We start from the raw sequence: 21,453 nt of genomic DNA, 5'->3' as shown, positions 1-21,453 counted from the left end.
GTAGGAAAATGGCCAAGAAGAGCATGAAAAACCGTGAGCTGAAGCGTCAGCTCACCGTTGCCAAGTACGCCACCAAGCGTGCAGCGCTGAAAGCTATCATCGTCGATCTGAACGCAAGTCCAGAAGCGCGTTGGGAAGCTACCGTAGCTCTGCAGAAGCAACCACGTGACGCAAGTGCTTCGCGCATGCGTAACCGTTGCCGCCTGACTGGTCGTCCGCACGGCGTTTACCGCAAGTTCGGCCTCGGCCGTAACAAGCTGCGTGAAGCTGCAATGCGTGGTGACGTTCCAGGTCTGGTTAAAGCCAGCTGGTAATAGTCGTCAAAGCCTCGATGGTCCGGTTTGCAAAAACCTGACCGTCGGTGCCTTGAATATGAATCAAGCCCCTTTTGGGGCTTGATTCATTTCTGGGGTGTGTCTAGAATGACCGGCTCGCCTGAGCCCGTGTTTTTTCATGCCCGGAAGTTCTCGGCGACAAGTAGTAGCCGCAAGGCTAATTTTTCTGTATTAGGAGCGTCTAGCCCATGAGTATGCAGGACCCGTTAGCGGACATGCTAACTCGAATCCGTAATGCCCAGATGGCTGAAAAGTCTGTCGTAAGCATGCCGTCTTCCACGTTGAAGGCTGCTGTAGCAAAAGTCCTGAAGGACGAAGGTTACATCGCGGATTTTCAGATCACCACCGACGCCAAGCCGTCGTTGTCCATCTCGCTGAAGTACTTCGAAGGCCGTCCGGTTATCGAAGAAGTGAAGCGCGTTAGTCGTCCAGGCCTGCGTCAGTACAAGTCCGTTGAAGATCTGCCGAAAGTTCGTGGCGGTCTTGGCGTGTCTATCGTCTCCACCAACAAAGGTGTGATGACGGATCGTGCTGCGCGCGCTGCCGGTGTCGGCGGCGAAGTTCTTTGCACTGTGTTCTAAGGGGGGATAAGCATGTCTCGCGTCGCTAAGAACCCCGTTAAGCTGCCAGCCGGTGTCGAAGTCAAATTCGCAGGCCAACAGCTTTCGGTGAAGGGTGCCAAGGGTACTCTTGAACTGAACATCCATTCGTCCGTTGAGATCGTTGAAGAAGCTGGTGAGCTGCGTTTCGCTGCTCGCAATGGCGATCAACAAACTCGCGCAATGGCCGGTACCACGCGTGCGTTGGTAAACAACATGGTCCAGGGCGTAAGCCAAGGCTTCGAGCGCAAGCTCCAGCTGGTCGGTGTTGGTTACAAGGCGCAAGCAAAAGGTCAGGTTCTGAACCTGGCTCTTGGCTTCTCGCACCCAGTGGATTACGAACTGCCGCAAGGCATCACCGCTGAGACTCCTAGCCAGACCGATATCCTGATCAAGGGCATCGACAAGCAGCTGGTAGGTCAAGTGGCCGCTGAGATCCGCGACTTCCGTCCACCAGAGCCGTACAAAGGCAAAGGTGTGCGCTACGCGGACGAAGTCGTCCGTCGTAAAGAAGCCAAGAAGAAGTAGGGCATAGCAAATGACCGACAAAAAAGTTACTCGACTGCGTCGCGCTCGCAAAGCACGCCTGAAAATGCACGAACTCGAAGTCGTGCGTCTCTGCGTGTTCCGCTCGTCGCAGCACATCTACGCCCAGGTCATCTCGGCCGACGGCAACAAAGTCCTGGCAAGTGCCTCGACTTTGGATAAAGAACTGCGTGATGGTGCCACTGGCAACATCGACGCGGCCACAAAGGTTGGCCAGCTGGTCGCTACGCGTGCTAAGGCCGCTGGCGTATCGCAAGTGGCTTTCGACCGCTCTGGCTTCAAGTACCACGGCCGCGTTAAAGCGCTGGCTGATGCTGCTCGTGAAGCTGGGCTGGAGTTCTAAGTTATGTCAAATAACGACCAAAAGCGCGACGAAGGCTACATTGAGAAGCTGGTTCAAGTTAACCGCGTAGCCAAAACCGTTAAAGGCGGCCGTATCTTCACTTTCACCGCGTTGACCGTGGTTGGTGATGGTAAAGGGCGTGTTGGCTTCGGCCGTGGCAAGTCGCGTGAAGTGCCTGCTGCGATCCAGAAGGCAATGGAAGCTGCTCGCCGCAACATGATTCAAGTTGACCTGAACGGCACTACTCTGCAGTACGCAATGAAGTCCGCTCACGGCGCTTCGAAGGTGTACATGCAGCCTGCTTCTGAAGGTACCGGTATCATCGCTGGCGGCGCTATGCGTGCTGTCCTCGAAGTTGCTGGCGTTCAGAACGTTCTGGCCAAGTGCTACGGCTCGACCAACCCGGTAAACGTGGTTCACGCCACTTTCAAGGGTCTGAAGGCTATGCAATCTCCTGAGTCCATCGCTGCCAAGCGTGGCCTGCGTGTTGAGGAGATCAAGTAATCATGGCTACCGTTAAAGTAACGCTGATCAAAAGCATGACCGGCCGCATCCCTAACCACAAACTGTGCGTTAAGGGTCTGGGTCTGCGTCGCATCGGTCACACTGTAGAAGTCCAGGATACTCCCGAGAATCGCGGGATGATCAACAAGGCTTACTACATGCTGCGTGTCGAGGGTTAATCGATGAAACTCAATGATCTGAGTCCAGCGCCGGGTTCCCGTCGCGAAAAGCATCGTCCGGGCCGTGGTATCGGTAGTGGTTTGGGCAAGACTGGTGGCCGTGGTCACAAAGGTCAGACCTCCCGCTCCGGTGGCACCATTGCTCCAGGCTTTGAAGGCGGTCAACAGCCGCTGCATCGTCGTCTGCCTAAGTTCGGTTTCGTTTCCCTGAAAGCCATGGATCGCGCAGAAGTGCGTCTGTCCGAGCTGGCCAAAGTGGAAGGCGACATCGTTACTGTGCAGTCCCTGAAAGATGCCAACGTGATCAACGTCAACGTACAGCGTGTGAAAATCATGCTGTCCGGTGAAGTGACTCGCGCTGTCACTATCGGCAAGGGAATCGGCGCCACCAAAGGTGCGCGTGCGGCTATCGAAGCAGCTGGCGGCAAGTTCGAGGAATAAATGGCTAAGCAAGGTGCTCTCTCTGCGCTCGGCAAAGGCGGTATGTCTGAACTCTGGGCTCGTCTGCGTTTTCTGTTCCTGGCGATTATCGTCTACCGAATAGGCGCACACATCCCGGTTCCAGGTATCAACCCGGACCGACTCGCAGACCTGTTTCGACAGAATGAGGGGACCATTCTTAGCTTGTTCAACATGTTCTCCGGCGGTGCGCTGGAACGGATGAGCATCTTTGCACTGGGGATCATGCCGTACATTTCGGCATCGATCATCATGCAGTTGATGACCGCCGTCAGCCCACAGCTGGAGCAGTTGAAGAAGGAAGGTGAAGCTGGCCGTCGCAAGATCAGCCAGTACACCCGCTACCTCACCGTCGCTCTCGCTCTCGTTCAGGCCATTGGCATGTCCATTGGTCTGGCGGGGCAGGGCGTGGCGTTCACTGGTGACTTAGGCTTCCATTTCGTCGCGGTAACCACATTTGTGGCTGGTGCGATGTTCATGATGTGGCTGGGTGAGCAGATTACTGAGCGTGGTGTTGGCAACGGTATCTCGATGTTGATTTTTTCGGGTATCGTCGCCGGTCTTCCGAGAGCAATCGGGCAGTCTTTCGAGTCTGCGCGTCAGGGTGATATCAATATCTTCGCCCTGGTTGCCATCGGTTTGTTGGCAGTAGCGATTATCGGTTTCGTGGTGTTCATTGAGCGTGGTCAGCGTCGTATTGCTGTTCACTACGCCAAGCGTCAGCAGGGCCGCAAGGTCTTCGCTGCGCAGACCAGCCACTTGCCGCTGAAGGTGAACATGGCCGGTGTTATCCCGGCTATCTTCGCGAGCAGCATTTTGCTGTTCCCGGCTTCGCTGGGTGCCTGGTTTGGTCAGTCTGAAGGTATGGGCTGGTTGCAGGACATCTCGCAGTCGATCGCTCCTGGTCAGCCGTTGAATATTCTGCTGTTTAGTGCAGGGATTATTTTCTTCTGCTTCTTCTATACGGCGTTGATGTTCAATCCGAAAGACGTAGCGGAAAACCTGAAGAAGTCCGGTGCCTTTATTCCGGGCATCCGTCCAGGTGAGCAGTCTGCGCGCTACATTGATGGCGTTCTGACCCGCTTGACCCTGTTCGGTGCTCTTTACATGACGGCCGTGTGTCTGTTGCCCCAGTTCCTGGTGGTTGCGGCAAACGTACCGTTCTACCTTGGCGGGACCTCGTTGCTGATCGTGGTCGTGGTTGTGATGGACTTCATGTCCCAAGTACAATCGCACCTCGTTTCGCACCAGTACGAATCCCTGATGAAGAAAGCCAACCTGAAGGGTTACGGCAGCGGCATGTTGCGCTGAGTACCCATAAGGTTCGAGGAGTTGGTGATGAAAGTTCGTGCATCGGTGAAAAAGCTGTGCCGTAACTGCAAGATTATTCGCCGCGAAGGTGTTGTTCGAGTAATTTGCAGCGCGGAACCGCGTCACAAACAGCGCCAAGGCTGAGTGTGATTGTGCTTCAAGCCCGGTAGCTAGTGCGCTACCGGGTTGATTATTTGTTATTACAGCGATATTATCTCGCGCCCTATTTCTTGGCTTCCGGGGCGTAGGTAGCTGTCAATTGGAGTCCCACTGAATGGCCCGTATTGCAGGCGTTAACATTCCAGATAACAAGCATACTGTTATCTCGCTGACCTACATCTATGGTGTTGGTCGCACTACTGCGCAGAAGATCTGTGCAGTGACTGGGGTAAACCCAGCAGCAAAGATCAAAGATCTGAGCGACGAGCAAATTGAACAGCTGCGTGGCGAAGTGGCGAAGTTCACCACTGAAGGTGACCTGCGTCGCGAAATCAACATGAAAATCAAGCGCTTGATGGACCTCGGTTGCTATCGCGGTCTGCGTCATCGTCGTGGTCTGCCAGTACGCGGTCAGCGTACCAAGACCAACGCGCGTACCCGTAAAGGTCCGCGTAAGCCGATCCGCAAGTAATCGCCCCAGCGAATCGACAGGAATTTAATCATGGCAAAACCTGCTGCTCGTCCTCGTAAAAAAGTTAAAAAGACAGTGGTTGATGGCATCGCCCACATCCATGCATCTTTTAACAACACCATCGTGACCATTACCGACCGTCAAGGTAACGCTCTTTCCTGGGCTACCTCCGGTGGTTCGGGTTTCCGCGGTTCCCGCAAGTCCACCCCGTTCGCTGCTCAGGTAGCTGCTGAACGTGCTGGTCAAGCTGCGCTGGAATACGGCCTGAAAAACCTCGACGTCAACGTCAAGGGTCCAGGTCCAGGTCGTGAATCCGCAGTCCGCGCTTTGAACGGCTGTGGCTACAAGATCGCCAGCATCACCGACGTGACGCCAATCCCGCACAACGGGTGCCGTCCGCCGAAGAAGCGCCGCGTGTAATCCAGGAGATTGTAAAGAATGGCTCGTTACATTGGTCCAAAATGCAAACTCGCTCGTCGCGAAGGCACCGATCTCTTCCTGAAGAGCGGCGTGCGCGCGATCGAATCGAAGTGCAACATTGAAGCAGCACCTGGTATCCACGGCCAGCGCCGCGGTCGCCAGTCCGATTACGGCACCCAACTGCGTGAAAAGCAGAAGGTCCGTCGTATCTACGGCGTTCTCGAGCGTCAGTTCAGCGGCTACTACAAAGAAGCTGCTGGCAAGAAAGGTGCAACCGGTGAAAACCTGCTGCAACTGCTCGAATGCCGTCTGGACAACGTTGTATACCGTATGGGCTTTGGTTCGACTCGTGCCGAATCCCGTCAGCTGGTATCGCACAAGTCGATCAGCGTTAACGGTCAGACCGTAAACGTTCCGTCGTATCAGGTTCGTGCTGGTGACGTGGTTGCAGTTCGCGAGAAAGCAAAAAACCAGCTTCGCATTGTCCAAGCTCTCGATCTGTGTGCCCAACGTGGCCGCGTAGAATGGGTAGAAGTAGACACTGAGAAGAAGTCGGGCGTTTTCAAGAACGTTCCTGCTCGCAGTGATCTGTCCGCCGACATCAACGAAAGCCTGATTGTCGAGCTCTACTCCAAGTAAGGGCTAGAAAATAGGTGCATCCATGCAGATTTCGGTAAATGAGTTCCTGACACCCCGCCACATTGATGTGCAGGTTGTCAGTCCAACCCGCGCCAAGATCACTCTCGAGCCTCTCGAGCGTGGTTTTGGCCACACCCTGGGCAACGCGCTGCGCCGCATCCTGTTGTCCTCAATGCCCGGCTGCGCAGTAGTCGAGGCCGAGATTGACGGTGTGCTCCACGAGTACAGCGCCATCGAAGGTGTACAGGAAGACGTAATTGAAATCCTGTTAAACCTTAAAGGTCTGGCCATCAAGCTGCACGGTCGTGACGAAGTTACGCTGACCTTGTCGAAGAAGGGTTCGGGGGTGGTTACCGCTGCCGATATTCAGCTGGATCATGATGTCGAGATCGTTAATCCCGATCACGTAATCGCTAACCTGGCGTCTAACGGCGCCCTGAACATGAAGCTCACCGTAGCTCGTGGTCGTGGTTATGAACCAGCCGACTCGCGTCAGAGCGATGAAGACGAAAGCCGCAGCATCGGTCGCTTGCAGCTCGATTCTTCGTTCAGCCCGGTTCGCCGTATCGCTTACGTGGTGGAAAACGCCCGTGTCGAACAGCGCACCAACCTGGACAAGCTGGTTATTGATCTGGAAACCAACGGTACTCTGGACCCTGAAGAGGCTATCCGTCGCGCTGCAACCATCCTGCAACAGCAGTTGGCTGCGTTCGTCGACCTCAAAGGTGACAGTGAGCCAGTGGTTGTCGAGCAGGAAGACGAGATCGATCCGATCCTGCTTCGCCCGGTTGACGATCTGGAACTGACTGTACGTTCGGCTAACTGCCTTAAGGCGGAAAACATCTACTACATCGGCGACCTGATTCAGCGTACCGAAGTAGAGCTGTTGAAGACTCCGAACCTGGGCAAGAAATCCTTGACTGAAATCAAGGACGTTCTGGCCTCCCGCGGTCTGTCCCTCGGCATGCGCCTCGACAACTGGCCGCCTGCAAGTCTTAAGAAGGACGACAAGGCGACTGCCTGATCGTCGTAATCACCGAACGTAGTGTTTGGTAAGGAATGAACCATGCGTCATCGTAAAAGTGGTCGTCACCTGAGCCGCACCAGCTCGCACCGCAAGGCCATGTTCCAAAACATGGCGGTGTCGCTGTTCGAGCACGAGCTGATCAAAACTACTCTGCCAAAAGCCAAAGAACTGCGCCGGGTTGCCGAGCCGCTGATCACTCTGGCCAAGACAGACAGCCTGGCTAACCGCCGTCTGGCTTTCGACCGTACTCGTTCGAAAGCTATCGTTGGTAAGCTCTTCAACGACCTGGGCAAGCGTTACGCTACCCGTGAGGGTGGCTACCTGCGCATCCTCAAGTGCGGTTTCCGCGCTGGCGACAACGCGCCTATGGCGTACGTCGAGTTGGTTGATCGTGCTACTGCTGGCGAAGCTGTATCCGCCGAGTAAGACGTCAGTCTGATACAAAAAACCGGGCCTAGTGCCCGGTTTTTTGTGTCTCGAAAAAAGCATCATGCATACAAGCTACTATGCTGCTTGAGTCTGCATTATCGACAGGGGGAAATGATCGTTAGTTATTTCCTATTGATGCCTACAGATTAATGCATTAGTAGCTTTCAAGAAGAAGATGAATACTTCCCCTCAAGCTGTTACCTGGCATATCAAAATTGATAGAGGAAGAAGATCACATGACTCAGAACAATACCTTGACCACAGCCAGTGGCGTGCCCGTTGCCGACAACCAGAATTCCCTGACTGCTGGCCCATTGGGTCCAATATTGCTCACTGATTTCCACCTGATTGAAAAGCTTGCGCACTTCAACCGAGAGAATATTCCCGAGCGCCGCGTACACGCCAAGGGCTCAGGTGCCTATGGCACCTTTACTGTGACTTCAGATATCACCCGCTATACCAAGGCTGACCTGTTCTCGGCAGTTGGCAAGCAGACGCCGACCTTCCTGCGTTTTTCCACTGTCGGCGGTGAGCGTGGCTCGGCAGATACTGCGCGCGATCCGCGTGGTTTTGCGTTGCGGTTCTACACCAACGAGGGAAATTGGGACGTTGTTGGTAACAATACCCCGGTGTTCTTTATCCGCGATCCATTGAAGTTTCCCGATTTCATCCACACGCAAAAGCGTGACCCGCACAGCAATTTGAAGAGTGCCCAAAATGTCTGGGATTTCTGGTCTCATTCGCCGGAAGCCCTTCACCAGATCACCATCCTGTTTTCTGACAGGGGCATTCCAGACGGTTACCGCCATATGCACGGGTTCGGCAGTCACACGTTCAGCCTGATCAACAGTCAGGGCGAGCGTCATTGGGTGAAATGGCACTATAAAACCCGGCAAGGGATCAAGAACCTCGATCCTGCTGTTGCTGCAGAGCTTGCGGGCACTGATCCGGATTACGCTCAGCGCGACTTGTTTAATGCAATTGCTCGAGGCGATTTCCCGCAATGGGATGTATGCATGCAGGTCATGACTGAAGCACAGGCCGCGGCACATCACGACAATCCGTTCGATGTCACCAAAACATGGTCACAGCGGGAGTTTCCGCTGATCAAGGTCGGCATTCTGGAACTGAACCGGAATCCACAAAACTATCACGCGGAAGTTGAGCAGGCGGCGCTCGCACCAAGCAATGTTGTTCCAGGGGTTGGTTTGTCTCCCGACCGTATGCTTCAGGGACGTGTATTTGCTTATGCCGATGCGCAGCGTTATCGAGTCGGTACCAATCACCAGCAGTTACCAGTAAACGCGGCACGCAGCCCGGTGAATACGTACCAGCGAGACGGCGCCATGGCATCCCCCAGTTATGGGACAGGCGCTCCGAATTATGAGCCGAACAGCTATTCCGGGGCTCCGAAACAGGATCCGAGCTACAGGGAGCCGGCGCTGATGCTCAGCGGTAGCGCGGATCGATATGACCATCGCGTCGACAACGATTACTTCAGCTATGCAGGTGCGCTCTTTCGATTGATGAGTCCTGAACAGCAGACGTTGCTGACCACCAACATTGCCGGTTCCATGAGTGGCGTCTCTTCCGATGTGATTGACCGGGCTCTGATGTATTTTTACCAAGCCGATCCGGCGTATGGAGAAGCAATCGCAAAGCTGCTCAACGTACAGCTTAACGAAGTCTAAACGAGAAGCAGAACCGCCCTCATTTGGGCGGTTTTTGCGTTATTTAGGGCGCTTTTCTCGGATATTCTTCGCTTTTATTGCGCGCGGCGGGTGACCTTCCGGTCAGGTTGGTTCAAACTACAGACTTTCAAGCAGGGAGATGTAGGGCGATGCAAGGCCACCCAGATGTAATCGATTACCTCAACACGTTGCTGACCGGCGAACTGGCCGCGCGCGATCAATATTTTGTTCATTCGCGGATGTATGAGGACTGGGGGTTTACCAAGCTCTACGAGCGAATCAACCACGAGATGGAAGAAGAAGCAGGCCACGCCGACGCGTTGATGCGGCGGATTCTGATGCTCGAAGGCACGCCGCGCATGCGTCCGGATGATCTGGATGTAGGCACCACGGTGCCAACCATGCTCGAAGCGGATTTGCGCCTCGAATACAAGGTTCGCGCTGCCCTGTGCAAAGGCATCGAGCTGTGCGAGCAACACAAGGATTACGTCAGCCGCGAGATCCTGCGGGTTCAGCTCAATGACACCGAAGAAGATCACACCTACTGGCTGGAAAAGCAGTTGGGTCTGATCAAGCTCATTGGTCTCGAGAACTACCTGCAATCCCACGCGTCCTGATTGCCACCGAAGTAAAAATGCCCCTGTCACTTCAACGGTGACAGGGGCTTTTTTATGCCTGGCGTTTAGGCCCGGTCGCGGATCAACAGCGGTTTGAGGTAATGGCCGGTGTGGGATTGCTTCATCTCGGCCACTTCCTCCGGCGTACCGGTGGCAATGATCTGCCCGCCTTTGGAACCACCTTCCGGGCCAAGATCCACCAACCAGTCGGCGGTCTTGATCACATCGAGGTTGTGCTCGATCACCACTACCGTGTTGCCGTGATCGCGCAGGCGATGCAGTACATCGAGCAATTGCTGGATATCGGCAAAGTGCAGACCGGTGGTCGGCTCATCGAGGATGTACAGGGTTTTGCCGGTATCACGCTTGGACAGCTCGCGAGACAACTTGACCCGCTGCGCCTCACCGCCTGAAAGCGTGGTCGCCGACTGCCCGAGCTTGATGTACGACAGGCCCACATCCATCAGCGTTTGCAGCTTGCGCGCCAGCGCTGGTACCGCGTCGAAGAATTCCCGGGCTTCCTCGATCGTCATCTCGAGGGTTTCGTGAATGCTCTTGCCCTTGTATTTGATCTCAAGGGTCTCGCGGTTATAGCGCTTGCTCTTGCACACGTCGCACGGCACATAGATGTCCGGGAGGAAGTGCATCTCAACCTTGATCAGGCCATCGCCCTGGCAGGCTTCGCAACGACCGCCCTTGACGTTAAACGAGAACCGCCCCGGTCCATAGCCGCGCGAACGCGACTCCGGCACGCCGGCAAACAGTTCGCGAATCGGCGTGAACAGCCCGGTATACGTTGCCGGGTTGGACCGCGGTGTACGGCCGATGGGGCTCTGGTCGATATCGACGACCTTGTCCAGGTGCTCAAGGCCCTTGATGCTGTCATGTGCGGCTGCTTCCAGCGTGGTCGCACCGTTGAGCGCGGTGGCGCTCAGCGGGAACAGCGTGTTGTTGATCAGCGTCGACTTGCCCGAGCCGGACACGCCGGTTACGCATGTCAGCAGGCCGATCGGAATGTCCAGATCGACGTTGCGCAGGTTGTTGCCGCGCGCGCCTCTGAGCGACAGGTTGAGCTTCTTGTTGCGTGGCGTGCGCTTGGCCGGCACTTCAATCTTCACTCGGCCCGAGAGGTATTTACCGGTCAGGGAATCCGGATGCGCCATGACTTCGTCCGGCGTACCTTCGGCGACGATCTGCCCGCCATGTACACCGGCTCCCGGGCCGATATCCACGACATAGTCAGCCAGACGAATCGCGTCTTCGTCGTGCTCGACCACAATCACCGTGTTGCCGATGTCGCGAAGGTGCTTGAGGGTGCCGAGAAGACGGTCGTTATCGCGTTGATGCAGACCAATGGACGGTTCATCGAGGATGTACAAGACGCCCACGAGACCCGCACCGATCTGGCTGGCCAGGCGAATCCGTTGCGCCTCGCCGCCGGACAGGGTGTCGGCGCTGCGATCCAGCGACAGGTAGTCGAGCCCGACGTTGACCAGAAACTGCAGACGCTCGCGGATCTCCTTGAGGATCTTGTCGGCGATTTCACCGCGGCGTCCGGTCATCTTCAGGTCGGCGAAGTACTCGCAGGCATCGCCGATCGGCAGGTTGGTCACGGCCGGCAGGGTTTTTTCGCCTACCCACACGTGCCGCGCTTCACGACGCAGGCGGGTGCCGCGGCAATCCGGGCAAGCCTGATGGCTGAGGAACTTGGCCAGCTCTTCGCGCACGCTTGCCGACTCGGTCTCGCGGTAGCGACGCTCGAGATTCGGCACGATGCCTTCGAACGGGTGCGAACGCTTGACGATATCGCCCCGGTCGTTGAGGTATTTGAAGTCGACATTCTGCGAACCACTGCCGTGCAGGATGTTTTTCTGCTGCTCGGCGGTCAGTTCGTTGAAAGGCTTGTCGAGGCTGAACTTGTAGTGCGAAGCCAGCGAGCCAAGCATCTGGAAGTAATAGACGTTGCGCCGGTCCCAACCGCGGATCGCACCTTCGGCCAAGGTCAGCTCACCGTTGACCAGGCGCTTGATATCGAAGAATTGCTTCACCCCCAGGCCATCACAGGTCGGGCAGGCGCCGGCCGGGTTGTTGAAGGAAAACAGCTTGGGTTCCAGCTCACTGATCGCATGGCCGCAGATCGGGCAGGCGAAGCGCGCGGAGAAGATCATTTCTTCGCCGGGCTCGTCATCCATCGGTGCCACCAGGGCAATGCCGTCGGCCAGCTTCAGCGCGGTCTCGAACGACTCGGCCAGACGCTGTTGCAGATCGGCGCGGACCTTGAAACGGTCGACGATCACGTCGATCGAGTGCTTCTTCTGTTTATCCAGCTTCGGCAGTTCGTCGAGTTCGCAGATGCGCCCATTGACCCGAGCGCGGACAAAGCCCTGCGCGCGCAGTTCTTCGAAGACCGACAGATGTTCACCTTTGCGCTCACGGATCACCGGCGCCAGCAACATCAGTTTGCTGCCTTCCGGCTGGGCCAGCACCAGATCGACCATCTGGCTGACGGTCTGCGCCTCCAGCGGAATGTCGTGATCCGGGCAGCGCGGCGTACCGACGCGGGCGTAGAGCAGGCGCAGGTAGTCGTAGATTTCGGTGATGGTGCCGACCGTCGAGCGCGGGTTGTGGGAGGTCGACTTCTGCTCGATGGAGATCGCCGGCGACAGGCCTTCGATGGTGTCGACGTCGGGTTTTTCCATCATTGACAGGAACTGTCGGGCGTAGGCCGACAGCGATTCGACATAGCGGCGCTGGCCTTCGGCATACAGCGTGTCGAACGCCAGGGACGACTTGCCGGATCCGGACAGGCCGGTGATGACAATCAGTTTGTCCCGTGGCAGGGTCAGGTCGATGTTCTTCAGGTTGTGGGTACGGGCCCCACGTATCAGGATCTTGTCCAAAGTGGCCTCGCTTGGCGGGCGGCGAAAACGTAGGAGTATACGGCCAAATACTGGATGGATGCACACTATCAAACGAAGGGCGTTTTACCGTTCATGAAGAGAGTTTCATCTATACGCGTCATAGCGTCGCGATATACCCCGTCTTCCGATGGGACTGGTAGAATCGCCGCCGGTTCACACGAGGTTTTTCCATGCACGATCCCCACAGCGAACGCATGAGTGGCAGCGAGACCCGCGCGGCGAGCGGTCTGGCCCTGGTGTTCGCCTTCCGTATGCTGGGCATGTTCATGGTGTTGCCGGTACTGGCGACCTATGGCATGGATCTGGCGGGCGCGACCCCGGCCCTGATCGGGCTGGCGATCGGCGCTTACGGCCTGACCCAGGCGATTTTCCAGATTCCGTTCGGGATCATTTCCGACCGCATCGGCCGCCGTCCGGTGATTTATCTGGGACTGATCGTCTTTGCCCTCGGTAGTGTCCTGGCCTCGCAGGCTGATTCGATCTGGGGCGTGATTGCCGGGCGGATCCTGCAAGGTGCCGGGGCGATTTCCGCAGCGGTGATGGCGCTGCTGTCCGACCTGACCCGCGAACAACACCGCACCAAAGCCATGGCGATGATCGGCATGACCATCGGCGTGTCGTTCGCCGTGGCCATGGTGGTCGGGCCGTTGCTGACCCGTGCCTTCGGGCTGTCGGGGTTGTTCCTTGCCACTGGCGGCATGGCGCTGGTCGGTATCCTCATCATCATGTTCATGGTGCCGCGCTCCACCGGGCCGCTGCAGCATCGTGAATCCGGAGTGGCGCGGCAGGCATTGCTGCCGACGCTCAAGCATCCGGACCTGCTGCGCCTCGACCTGGGCATCTTTGTGTTACATGCCATGTTGATGTCGAGCTTCGTCGCCTTGCCGCTGGCGCTGGTGGAAAAAGCCGGGCTGCCCAAGGAGCAGCACTGGTGGGTCTACCTCACCGCGCTGGTGATTTCCTTCTTCGCCATGATCCCTTTCATCATCTATGGCGAGAAGCGACGCAAAATGAAACGAGTTTTGCTCGGTGCCGTCATGACACTGATGCTGACTGAACTATTCTTCTGGCAGTTCGGCGACAGCCTGCGCGCTCTGGTGATCGGGACGGTGGTGTTCTTTACCGCGTTCAATCTGCTGGAGGCTTCGTTGCCGTCGCTGATCAGCAAGGTTTCACCGGCGGGCGGCAAGGGCACGGCCATGGGCGTGTACTCCACCAGCCAGTTCCTCGGATCGGCACTCGGCGGGATACTCGGCGGCTGGCTGTTTCAGCATGGCGGTCTGTCGGTTGTGTTCCTTGGATGTGCCGGGCTGGCTGCACTTTGGCTGGCCTTTGCTGTTACCATGCGCGAACCTCCCTACGTGACGAGCCTGCGCTTGCCGTTGTCGCCCGAAGCGATCCGCGAAGCGGGTCTGGTCGAGCGTCTCAAGGCCCTCGTAGGGGTAACGGATGCAGTGATAGTCGCTGACGAGGCGGCTGTTTACATCAAACTGGACAAAGAATTAGTGGATCGCGACACCCTCGAACGCCTGGTGAACAACCCGGCCGGGGCTGCGTGCTAAGCCTAGGAGAACGTTATGGCCCGTGGGGTTAACAAAGTCATATTGGTCGGCACTTGCGGCCAGGATCCCGAAGTTCGCTACCTGCCTAACGGTAACGCCGTGACCAACCTGAGTCTGGCCACCAGCGAACAATGGACCGACAAGCAAACCGGTCAGAAGGTCGAGAAGACCGAGTGGCACCGCGTTTCGATGTTCGGCAAGGTTGCCGAAATCGCCGGCGAATACCTGCGCAAGGGTTCGCAGGTGTACATCGAAGGCAAGCTGCAGACCCGTGAATGGGAAAAGGACGGTATCAAGCGTTACACCACTGAAATCGTGGTCGACATGCAAGGCACCATGCAACTGCTCGGCGGCCGTCCACAACAGGGCGACCAGCAAGGCGGCGGCAACAACTACCAGCAGCAGGCGCCACGTCAGCAGGCTCCACGCCCGCAGCAGTCGGCACCGCAGCAGCGTTCGGCGCCGCCAGCGCCACAGCAGGCCGCACCGCAACCGGCTCCGGATTTCGACAGTTTCGATGACGATATTCCGTTCTGATTTGCCGCTGTATCCGCTGTAAATGAAAAGGCCCGTCGCATTACGCGACGGGCCTTTTTTGTGCCGCAAATCAAGATTGCCTTCGCTCCCACATGGGATTTGGTGTTTTTAGTCGAGGATCAGGTGAGGCAGGAAACGGCTCGAATCCTTGGTGATCAGGCTGTTGTCCTCTCGCACGCCAATCCCCGCCGCCTCATCACCGATCACCCACGAGCCGATCAGCGTGTAGCTGTCGCCAAACTTCGGCAACGGCGCAAACTCCTGCAGGATAAATGGCGCATCCGTGTAAGGCCCGTCCTCTTTGAGGATCATCCCTTCAGCGGTTTGCAGCTCGATGTTGGCGCCTTCGCGGGAGAAGTACGGCTTGCGCACCCAGCCTTTCGGCACTGCACGTTGCGGATTCGGATCGAGATGCGCTGCCAGCAGATTCGGGTGGCCCTTGTGCATCTCCCACAACAAGGGCAACACGCCTTTGTTGGACAGAATCGCTTTCCACGCCGGTTCGAAGAACTGCGTGTCGCATTCGGCAATCGCTGCGCCGAACGGTTCGTGGAAGATGAATTCCCAGGCATGCAGTTTGAACAGGTGCGGGATCCAGCGATCCTCCAGGTCGACAAAGCGACCCTCGGCCGTCAGGCCGATGTCTTCGATATCAATGTGCCGCGACTCGATGCCGACCTTTTCCGCGATCAGGCGCAGGTAATCGGTGGTGCCCTTGTCTTCGACCGAATCTTTCATTGACGCGAAATAGAATGGACGCTTGAGCTGCAGTTCGGCGAAGGCCTGGTGCAGTTTGGTGTCGATGCTGTTGAACTGGTCGGCATGGCGCGGCAGCGTGCCGCGCTCGATGCACTGTTCCAGCCAGCCCCACTGAAAGGCTGCGGCTTCGTAGAGGCTGGTCGGCGTGTCGTAATTGAGTTCAAGCAGTTTCGCCGGGCCGTTACCGCTGTAGGAAAAGTCCATGCGCCCGTACAGATGCGGATGACCTTCCAGCCAGGAGGTGCGGATCATGTCGTAGTACGACGGCGGAATGCTCAGGCGGTCCAGCAGTTCTTCGCTGTGCACGACGCGGTCGACCAGATCCATGCACATCTCGTGCAGTTCGGTGGTCGGGTCCTCGAGATCGTTTTCGATCTGCGCCAGAGTGAACTGGTAATACGCGCTTTCGTCCCAGTACGGCTCGTCGTCGATGGTATGGAACATAAAGCCGAGGCTCTCGGCGGTGCGCTTCCAGTCGGGCCGCTCGGCGCAGGCAATCTTCTTCATGATCAGCTGCTCGAGCGCCCGGAACTGCTGCCCCAACCACCCCAGCCGCTGCGGGCACTGGACTGGCTGCCGAAGCCGCCACGGGACGTCGAAGAAGCCACGTTGACCGGTTTGCTCTTGCTGGTTTCGTAGTCCGGTTGGCTGCGCGCCGTCGTTTCGGCTCGGCGGTACTGTGTCGAGGTGTTGTAAGTCTGGCGGGTGTCGCGATCGCGATAAACCGTGCGATTGGCGTTGTTGCTCATGGCGTTGCCGATCAGCCAACCGGTGAGCCAGCCACTGCCGCCGCCACCACCACTGGATTGTTGCGAAGTGGTTTGCGCATTCTGCGCGGTGGTGTCACCGGCAGGCATTTGTGCGTTGGCGATAGCGTCGAGGTTCTGTGGGGCTTCAACATTTTGCGCGACCTTGAAGCCGCCGAGTTTCGGCACGAAGCGGCCATCGGAATTTTTCTGACACCAGTCAGCGGCGAAATCCGCATCGCAGTTGGCCTTTTCGTCGTACACCGGTGCGATGCGCCGGTGTTCGGTCAATGCTGCGACGTAAGCGTTGGAGCAGACCTCGGCGGCCACTTCGGCATCGACGCATTGCTCGACGCTCTGGAAACTGCGTGGTTGATCGGCGGCGCTCACCTGGCCGGAAATGGCCATGGCCACCGAGGCGGCGAGGGACAACTGAACGTATTTGCTGCGTTTCATCGAAGGCTTCCTGCCGATCAGTTGGACGGGGTCATGCAGGCAGCATTGAGCATGCCGACGCTGATCGCCACCGCAGCCACATAAATGCCGGCAGCCACTTCGCCATTGGCGATGCGCTGAGAGGTGCCTTTGAGCACCAGCCCTGTCGCGACGAACGCCAGCAATTGCACGACGGCGGCAATGACCGCCCAGAGTATGAAGTCGAGCACGTTGACCGAATAAGCGATCACGTTGCTGGCAGGAATCGCGAAACCGATGATCGCGCCGGACAGTGCGATAGCGGCGGCGGTATTGCCGGCGCGGATCAGCTCGAATTCCTTGTGCGCGGTGATGCGCGTATAGACGAATTGAAACAGCATGAACAGCAGCACGGCGCCGATCAGATAGACGACGAAACCGACCAGCGCGGTCTTGTTCAGGGAAACGGCCAACACTTCCAGCATGAAAAACTTCCTTTTTTAAATGGCGCTCAAATCAGTCGTGTACAGCGAGATGCCCAGCGAAGTGCTCAGGCTGACGGTGCCTTCTTCGTCCTGCTCGACGGAGAACAGCAGCAATTCGCGGCGATCGGTCAAGCCAGTGTCGCGCGCGTAGAGCATCGAATGGTGATTGATGGTGTAGCTTTCGTCCGGGTTGACCACCTGTTCGGTCATCGGTACCAGCTCGGTCTGGCCCTGTTCGGTGCCCCATTCGCGGGTGTAGGCGACGCCTTCGTGGGTGTAGTTCGGCAAACCGATCTGGCTGTTCGGGCCGGCCAGACGTTGCAGTTCGGCGTCACTGTTGACGGTCACGTAACTGAGGTAATTGAACAGCGTGACGGATTCGATCTGGTCTTCACCGGTGACGTGGATCTGCACCCAGAAATCTTCGTCGTTCATGTAAAAGCGGTGCAGTTTGTTGGACTGGCCGAGGTCGACCCAGCCCGCGCTCCAGACTGCCTGATCAAAGGGTACCCGCACCGAAGTCGAGCCCTCGAGCAGCAAGGCCAGGGTCGTGTCGAAACGCACGCCTTTGCCCTGCGCCATCCCGAGCGGGCCGCTGGCCACGTTTGCAGTTGGCGCAGCCGTCTGCCAGTTGCTGGTGCCCAGCAAATCTTTAAACCATCCCATGGGTACGTTCCTTGAAGCGGGTGGACGTGTTCGTTGGCGAAAAAGTGGCGCTAGTGTACCGGGCGCAGCGGCGAACGAGCAGAGGCAATTTCACGCCGAAAATCATGTAGGAGTGAGCCTGCTCGCGATGGCGGCGGTTCAGACAACATTGATGTTGAATGTACCGGCCTCATCGCGAGCAGGCTCACTCCTGCAAGGGTTTTGCGCGGGTGTTATTGAGCGGATTTCTGCTTCAGGCGCTCAAGAATCGCATTGGCGCTGCCTTCGTTCGGCGTGATGCCGGCGTCGCGCAGTTTGCGTTCCAGATCGTTGCCGGTCGAAGCGTCGGCCAGTTCGTCGGCAGCGCTCAGTTCAGCGGCGCGTTGCTGCTGCTTGGCTTGCAGACGGTTCAGGGTGCCGACGGCGGTTTCCAGCTTGCCGTTGGCGCCACCGCTGGCGATGGAAGCGCTGACTTGAGCTTTTTGCACGCTGTCCCGGGCCTTGGCCATGTCCACTTGCTGGCGCAGGCTCTTGATCCGCGACTCGGCCTTGCTGATGTCCTTGCGCATGTTGTCGGCGTAGGCGCCGAATTCATCGCTGAGCTTCTTCTCGGCGCTCAGGTCGTTGGTCAGGGTCGAGATCGCTTCAGCGACTTCCAGCGCCAGGTCTTCACGACCGGCGTTCAGCGCCGAGACGGCCTTGGCTTCGAGGTCCTTGATCTTGGCGTCGTACTCGCTGACGCGGTCGGCGGCCAGTTTGTGCTTGGCCATGATGGTGACCAGTTCGCGACGGGCGTTGGACAGCGCGGTGTCGGCGTCGCGGATTTCCTGATCGAGGATGCGCAGGGCCTGCTGGTCGGCGATGGCTTCGCCGACTTCATTGGCGCCGCCGCGCAGTGCGGTGAACAACTTGCTCCAGATGGACTGAGTCATTGGATATTCCCTGTTGATTACTTGAAGAAGTGTTCGAAGGCTTCGCTGGCGCGCTGCACGTTGTCGACCAGGGTTTTCACCTCGGTGACGATGTTGGTCAGGCTCGAGTCGGCGCTGAGGGCGCCAAACATGTTGTAAACGGTCTGCCCGTTGGGCATCGACTCGATGCCGATCGACGACAGCGGGAACATTTCCCGGCTGCGCAGCACGGCGTCGTTGAAGGCTTGGACATTGCTGATCGAATCGACATCCACCAACACGGTGTCGACGATGATCTGCTGGCCAGCCAGGGCGATGTGAATCGGCAGACCGCCGAATTCGTTCATTTCCAGCTTGATGCTCGGCTCGGAGCTCTGGATCAGCGACAGCGTGATTTCTTGCGAAGCCACCTCGTCCAGGGCCTTGAGGGCGTTGAAGAGGCTATCGATGGTCCAGTTGTTGCCTGCGCTCATGTAATTCTCCGACATGAATGAGCCAGCCAGAATCGGTTGGCGTAGCTGTTGCTCCATTTGCTTGAGCAAGCTTCGGTTTTCGGGAAGCACCCAAGTTTCGTGTTTCACATAACCGGCGGCCGCCAGACCCGCGCGCATCTGCTTCATATAAAAGCTCGACGGTTTCTTTGCGGAGGTTTTGGCGCGCTCGCCTTTCGGGCTTGCTGCGGCGTGCGCCTTCGAGCGGCTTGTCATGGCTTGAATCCGGTTATGAATGTCTCACGCGTGGGCCACACTACAATCAATTCAAAGTGCCATCAATGACTCACGCGTGAGATTTTCATGACAGGTGCAAAAAGGCCCGCAACGCGGCGGGCCAGTGGGCATTGCACCAGTTGTTGCTAGGCGTTGCTGCGCAGGAATTCGTCAGTCGACACCACGCTGGCGTAAGCGAAACCCAGCGCCGACATGAACGCGGCGTGCACATGCGCGGCCGGCACGGTCAGGCCGTTGAATTCCAGTTCACGGCTGGCGCAGGCATCGTGAACGACTGTGACGCTGTAACCCATGTCTGCCGCTGCGCGAGTGATGCCATCGACGCACATGTGGCTCATGCTGCCGACCACGACCAGGTCGGTAACGCCTTTGTCGTCGAGGACCGCTTTCAGATCGGTTTCGCGGAACGAGTTGACGAAGTGCTTGAGCACCACCGGTTCGTCGGCACGGTTGAGCACTTTCGGATGCAGTTTGGCGCCGTCTGAACCTGGGGTGAAAAACGGCGCGTCAGCCGACGTGAATTCGTGGCGAATGTGCACCACCGAATCGCCCGCCTCGCGGAAGGCTCCGATCAGTCGGGCGGCATTGTCGGCAGCGGCGTCGGCACCGGCCAACGGCCACTTGCCTTGAGGGAAGTAGTCATTCTGGATATCGACTACGATGAGCGCTTGCTTGGTCATGGGTGTGTCCTCGATGTGCTGGCTGGAAGTGACTCCAGTATTGGCGCTGATAAGCGATTCGAGGATTGGCCGCACCGACAATAGGCAGGGGAAAACTGACAATGGGCGCAGAAAACGCCGCCATCGCTGAACTCGGTGTGCTGATTTATCCCGGCGCGCAGATGGCGGCCGTGCATGGGCTGACTGACCTGTTTGCAGTGGCGAACCGGATTGCTGCCGAGCAGCAGGCTACCCAATTGCCATTGCTGCGGGTCAGCCACTGGCAGGTCGAAGGCGATCAGCCGCCGGTGCGGATTTACGCCAGTCTTGCGGGCGATGAATCCAGTTTGCAGGCCGTGCTGATTCCGCCGTCGATCAGTGGCTTTTCGGCGGCGCACATGCCGACTCGGCTGATGCAATGGCTACGTGATCAACACGCAAGCGGGGCAACGCTGGGCGGGGTCTGCGTGGGTTCGCTGATGCTCGCCGAAAGCGGCTTGCTCGATGGCCGCAGCGCCACGGTGCACTGGACCGCGGCGCAGGGCTTCAGCGAACGCCACCCGAAAATCCAGCTCAAGGCCGACACGCCGATTGTCGACGATGGTGACCTGATCACCACCGCCGGGCTGATGGCCTGGTCGGAACTGGGCCTGCGCCTGGTCAACCGCTTGCTCGGGCCGAGCATCGCCACCCGCACCGCGCATTTTCTGGTGATGGAACACAGCGAGAGTGCCAGCGCCTGTGGCAGCAATTTCGCGCCGATTCTCAGCCATGGCGACGCGGCGATTCTCAAGGTCCAGCACTGGCTGCAGAGCACCGGCGCGACTGACGTTTCAGTGAGCGCAATGGCTGAACGCGCAGTGTTGGAGGAACGCACGTTTCTGCGCCGGTTTCGTGCCGCGACCGGGTTGAAGCCGACTGAGTATTGCCAACATTTACGGGTGGGCAAGGCGCGGGAGATGTTGGAGTTCAGCAATGGCACGATCGATCACATCGCGTGGACGGTGGGCTATCAGGATCCCGGCGCGTTTCGTGCGATTTTCAAGAAGATTACCGGGCTGACGCCGAGCGATTATCGGGGGCGGTTTGGTCTGTCCCGTTAGTCAGCAGCGCCTGAAATACCTGTGGGAGCGGGCTTGCCCGCGATTCGGTCTTTCAGCTAAGCCCATTGGCGACCGACCTACCGAAATCGCTGGCAAGCCAGCTCCCACAGTTGTTTTGTGAAAGCCATTAAATCGTGCAATTTGCTGGAATTTTCTACGCCGTCGTGCAGTTTGAAACAGGCGTGGTGCCAGCACTTTCTCGTTAACTGATTGATTTTCAAAAGCTTTGCCGCGTGCAGCGATTGGCCTGATC

Annotated in this window: 27 protein-coding genes; 19 read left to right on the top strand and 8 right to left on the bottom strand. The window is 57.7% G+C overall.

What is annotated here, in order from left to right; translation table 11 throughout:
• Nucleotides 1–8: 8 nt before the first annotated feature.
• The 16 genes from rpsN (at nucleotide 9) to bfr (ending at nucleotide 9,730) form a co-directional block, all read left to right on the top strand.
• A complete protein-coding gene (gene rpsN / locus ACYYKW_RS01410) occupies nucleotides 9–314 on the top strand; it encodes a 30S ribosomal protein S14 (protein ID WP_003228726.1) in 306 nt (101 codons plus the stop codon).
• 209 nt (nucleotides 315–523) lie between these two features.
• Nucleotides 524–916 carry a 30S ribosomal protein S8 gene (gene rpsH / locus ACYYKW_RS01405; RefSeq protein ID WP_016772944.1) on the top strand — a complete coding sequence of 131 codons (393 nt, stop codon included), beginning with the start codon at nucleotides 524–526 and terminating at the stop codon, nucleotides 914–916.
• 12 nt (nucleotides 917–928) lie between these two features.
• The gene (gene rplF / locus ACYYKW_RS01400) at nucleotides 929–1,462 is read left to right on the top strand and encodes a 50S ribosomal protein L6 (RefSeq protein WP_007966176.1); all 534 of its coding nucleotides are present in this window, start codon (nucleotides 929–931) and stop codon (nucleotides 1,460–1,462) included.
• Nucleotides 1,463–1,472: 10 nt separating this feature from the next.
• Nucleotides 1,473–1,823: a 50S ribosomal protein L18 gene (rplR, locus tag ACYYKW_RS01395; RefSeq protein ID WP_003186037.1), complete on the top strand. Its 351-nt coding sequence runs from the start codon at nucleotides 1,473–1,475 to the stop codon at nucleotides 1,821–1,823.
• Between the two features lie 3 nt (nucleotides 1,824–1,826).
• A complete protein-coding gene (gene rpsE / locus ACYYKW_RS01390; RefSeq protein WP_007955637.1) occupies nucleotides 1,827–2,327 on the top strand; it encodes a 30S ribosomal protein S5 in 501 nt (166 codons plus the stop codon).
• 2 nt (nucleotides 2,328–2,329) lie between these two features.
• Entirely contained in the window at nucleotides 2,330–2,506 is a 177-nt protein-coding gene (rpmD, locus tag ACYYKW_RS01385) for a 50S ribosomal protein L30 (RefSeq protein ID WP_003176408.1), read from the top strand.
• A gap of 3 nt (nucleotides 2,507–2,509) precedes the next feature.
• Nucleotides 2,510–2,947, top strand: coding sequence for a 50S ribosomal protein L15 (rplO, locus tag ACYYKW_RS01380; RefSeq protein WP_003228720.1), 438 nt, complete (start codon nucleotides 2,510–2,512; stop codon nucleotides 2,945–2,947).
• Nucleotides 2,948–4,276 carry a preprotein translocase subunit SecY gene (secY, locus tag ACYYKW_RS01375; protein ID WP_090286770.1) on the top strand — a complete coding sequence of 443 codons (1,329 nt, stop codon included), beginning with the start codon at nucleotides 2,948–2,950 and terminating at the stop codon, nucleotides 4,274–4,276.
• A 27-nt stretch (nucleotides 4,277–4,303) separates the two neighbouring features.
• Complete coding sequence (gene rpmJ / locus ACYYKW_RS01370; RefSeq protein WP_002555468.1) at nucleotides 4,304–4,420, top strand: 50S ribosomal protein L36; 117 nt, start codon at nucleotides 4,304–4,306, stop codon at nucleotides 4,418–4,420.
• 130 nt (nucleotides 4,421–4,550) lie between these two features.
• A complete protein-coding gene (rpsM, locus tag ACYYKW_RS01365; protein WP_003186020.1) occupies nucleotides 4,551–4,907 on the top strand; it encodes a 30S ribosomal protein S13 in 357 nt (118 codons plus the stop codon).
• Between the two features lie 30 nt (nucleotides 4,908–4,937).
• Nucleotides 4,938–5,327, top strand: coding sequence for a 30S ribosomal protein S11 (gene rpsK / locus ACYYKW_RS01360; protein WP_002555466.1), 390 nt, complete (start codon nucleotides 4,938–4,940; stop codon nucleotides 5,325–5,327).
• Between the two features lie 18 nt (nucleotides 5,328–5,345).
• Entirely contained in the window at nucleotides 5,346–5,966 is a 621-nt protein-coding gene (gene rpsD, locus ACYYKW_RS01355; RefSeq protein ID WP_003176404.1) for a 30S ribosomal protein S4, read from the top strand.
• Between the two features lie 22 nt (nucleotides 5,967–5,988).
• Entirely contained in the window at nucleotides 5,989–6,990 is a 1,002-nt protein-coding gene (locus tag ACYYKW_RS01350) for a DNA-directed RNA polymerase subunit alpha (RefSeq protein WP_003186012.1), read from the top strand.
• Between the two features lie 42 nt (nucleotides 6,991–7,032).
• Nucleotides 7,033–7,419: a 50S ribosomal protein L17 gene (gene rplQ, locus ACYYKW_RS01345; RefSeq protein ID WP_003176402.1), complete on the top strand. Its 387-nt coding sequence runs from the start codon at nucleotides 7,033–7,035 to the stop codon at nucleotides 7,417–7,419.
• 239 nt (nucleotides 7,420–7,658) lie between these two features.
• Complete coding sequence (locus ACYYKW_RS01340; protein ID WP_464989240.1) at nucleotides 7,659–9,113, top strand: catalase; 1,455 nt, start codon at nucleotides 7,659–7,661, stop codon at nucleotides 9,111–9,113.
• A 149-nt stretch (nucleotides 9,114–9,262) separates the two neighbouring features.
• Entirely contained in the window at nucleotides 9,263–9,730 is a 468-nt protein-coding gene (bfr, locus tag ACYYKW_RS01335; RefSeq protein ID WP_016772947.1) for a bacterioferritin, read from the top strand.
• 65 nt (nucleotides 9,731–9,795) lie between these two features.
• On the opposite strand, the gene uvrA is transcribed toward bfr, so the two are convergent.
• The gene (uvrA, locus tag ACYYKW_RS01330) at nucleotides 9,796–12,630 is read right to left on the bottom strand and encodes an excinuclease ABC subunit UvrA (protein WP_090286766.1); all 2,835 of its coding nucleotides are present in this window, start codon (nucleotides 12,628–12,630) and stop codon (nucleotides 9,796–9,798) included.
• A gap of 191 nt (nucleotides 12,631–12,821) precedes the next feature.
• Between uvrA and ACYYKW_RS01325 the strand changes: the two genes are divergently transcribed.
• Both ACYYKW_RS01325 and ACYYKW_RS01320 read left to right on the top strand, forming a co-directional pair.
• Nucleotides 12,822–14,213 (top strand): MFS transporter, encoded by a 1,392-nt coding sequence (locus ACYYKW_RS01325; RefSeq protein WP_464989239.1) that lies wholly within the window; start codon nucleotides 12,822–12,824, stop codon nucleotides 14,211–14,213.
• A gap of 15 nt (nucleotides 14,214–14,228) precedes the next feature.
• Nucleotides 14,229–14,750, top strand: a complete 522-nt coding sequence (locus ACYYKW_RS01320) for a single-stranded DNA-binding protein (RefSeq protein ID WP_042610650.1) — start codon at nucleotides 14,229–14,231, stop codon at nucleotides 14,748–14,750.
• Nucleotides 14,751–14,858: 108 nt separating this feature from the next.
• Here the strand turns inward: ACYYKW_RS01320 and ACYYKW_RS01315 are convergent, their stop codons facing one another.
• The 7 genes from ACYYKW_RS01315 to ACYYKW_RS01285 all read right to left on the bottom strand — a co-directional run bounded on the left by ACYYKW_RS01315 (nucleotide 14,859) and on the right by ACYYKW_RS01285 (nucleotide 20,118).
• Entirely contained in the window at nucleotides 14,859–16,016 is a 1,158-nt protein-coding gene (locus tag ACYYKW_RS01315; protein WP_464989238.1) for a glutathionylspermidine synthase family protein, read from the bottom strand.
• Between the two features lie 2 nt (nucleotides 16,017–16,018).
• Complete coding sequence (locus tag ACYYKW_RS01310; protein WP_464989237.1) at nucleotides 16,019–16,711, bottom strand: DUF1190 domain-containing protein; 693 nt, start codon at nucleotides 16,709–16,711, stop codon at nucleotides 16,019–16,021.
• 17 nt (nucleotides 16,712–16,728) lie between these two features.
• Nucleotides 16,729–17,154, bottom strand: coding sequence for a DUF350 domain-containing protein (locus tag ACYYKW_RS01305; RefSeq protein WP_093097853.1), 426 nt, complete (start codon nucleotides 17,152–17,154; stop codon nucleotides 16,729–16,731).
• 15 nt (nucleotides 17,155–17,169) lie between these two features.
• The gene (locus tag ACYYKW_RS01300) at nucleotides 17,170–17,820 is read right to left on the bottom strand and encodes a DUF2491 family protein (protein WP_464989236.1); all 651 of its coding nucleotides are present in this window, start codon (nucleotides 17,818–17,820) and stop codon (nucleotides 17,170–17,172) included.
• 212 nt (nucleotides 17,821–18,032) lie between these two features.
• Nucleotides 18,033–18,731, bottom strand: a complete 699-nt coding sequence (locus ACYYKW_RS01295) for a PspA/IM30 family protein (protein WP_093097859.1) — start codon at nucleotides 18,729–18,731, stop codon at nucleotides 18,033–18,035.
• 17 nt (nucleotides 18,732–18,748) lie between these two features.
• Nucleotides 18,749–19,330 carry a YjfI family protein gene (locus ACYYKW_RS01290; protein WP_203419683.1) on the bottom strand — a complete coding sequence of 194 codons (582 nt, stop codon included), beginning with the start codon at nucleotides 19,328–19,330 and terminating at the stop codon, nucleotides 18,749–18,751.
• A 233-nt stretch (nucleotides 19,331–19,563) separates the two neighbouring features.
• Nucleotides 19,564–20,118 carry a cysteine hydrolase family protein gene (locus tag ACYYKW_RS01285; RefSeq protein ID WP_464989235.1) on the bottom strand — a complete coding sequence of 185 codons (555 nt, stop codon included), beginning with the start codon at nucleotides 20,116–20,118 and terminating at the stop codon, nucleotides 19,564–19,566.
• Nucleotides 20,119–20,219: 101 nt separating this feature from the next.
• On the opposite strand from ACYYKW_RS01285, the gene ACYYKW_RS01280 reads away from it, so the two are divergent.
• Nucleotides 20,220–21,200, top strand: coding sequence for a GlxA family transcriptional regulator (locus ACYYKW_RS01280; RefSeq protein WP_464989234.1), 981 nt, complete (start codon nucleotides 20,220–20,222; stop codon nucleotides 21,198–21,200).
• Nucleotides 21,201–21,453: the final 253 nt, after the last annotated feature.

Source organism: Pseudomonas sp. 15C, from assembly GCF_055484735.1.
This window is presented reverse-complemented; position numbering and strand designations above follow the sequence as displayed.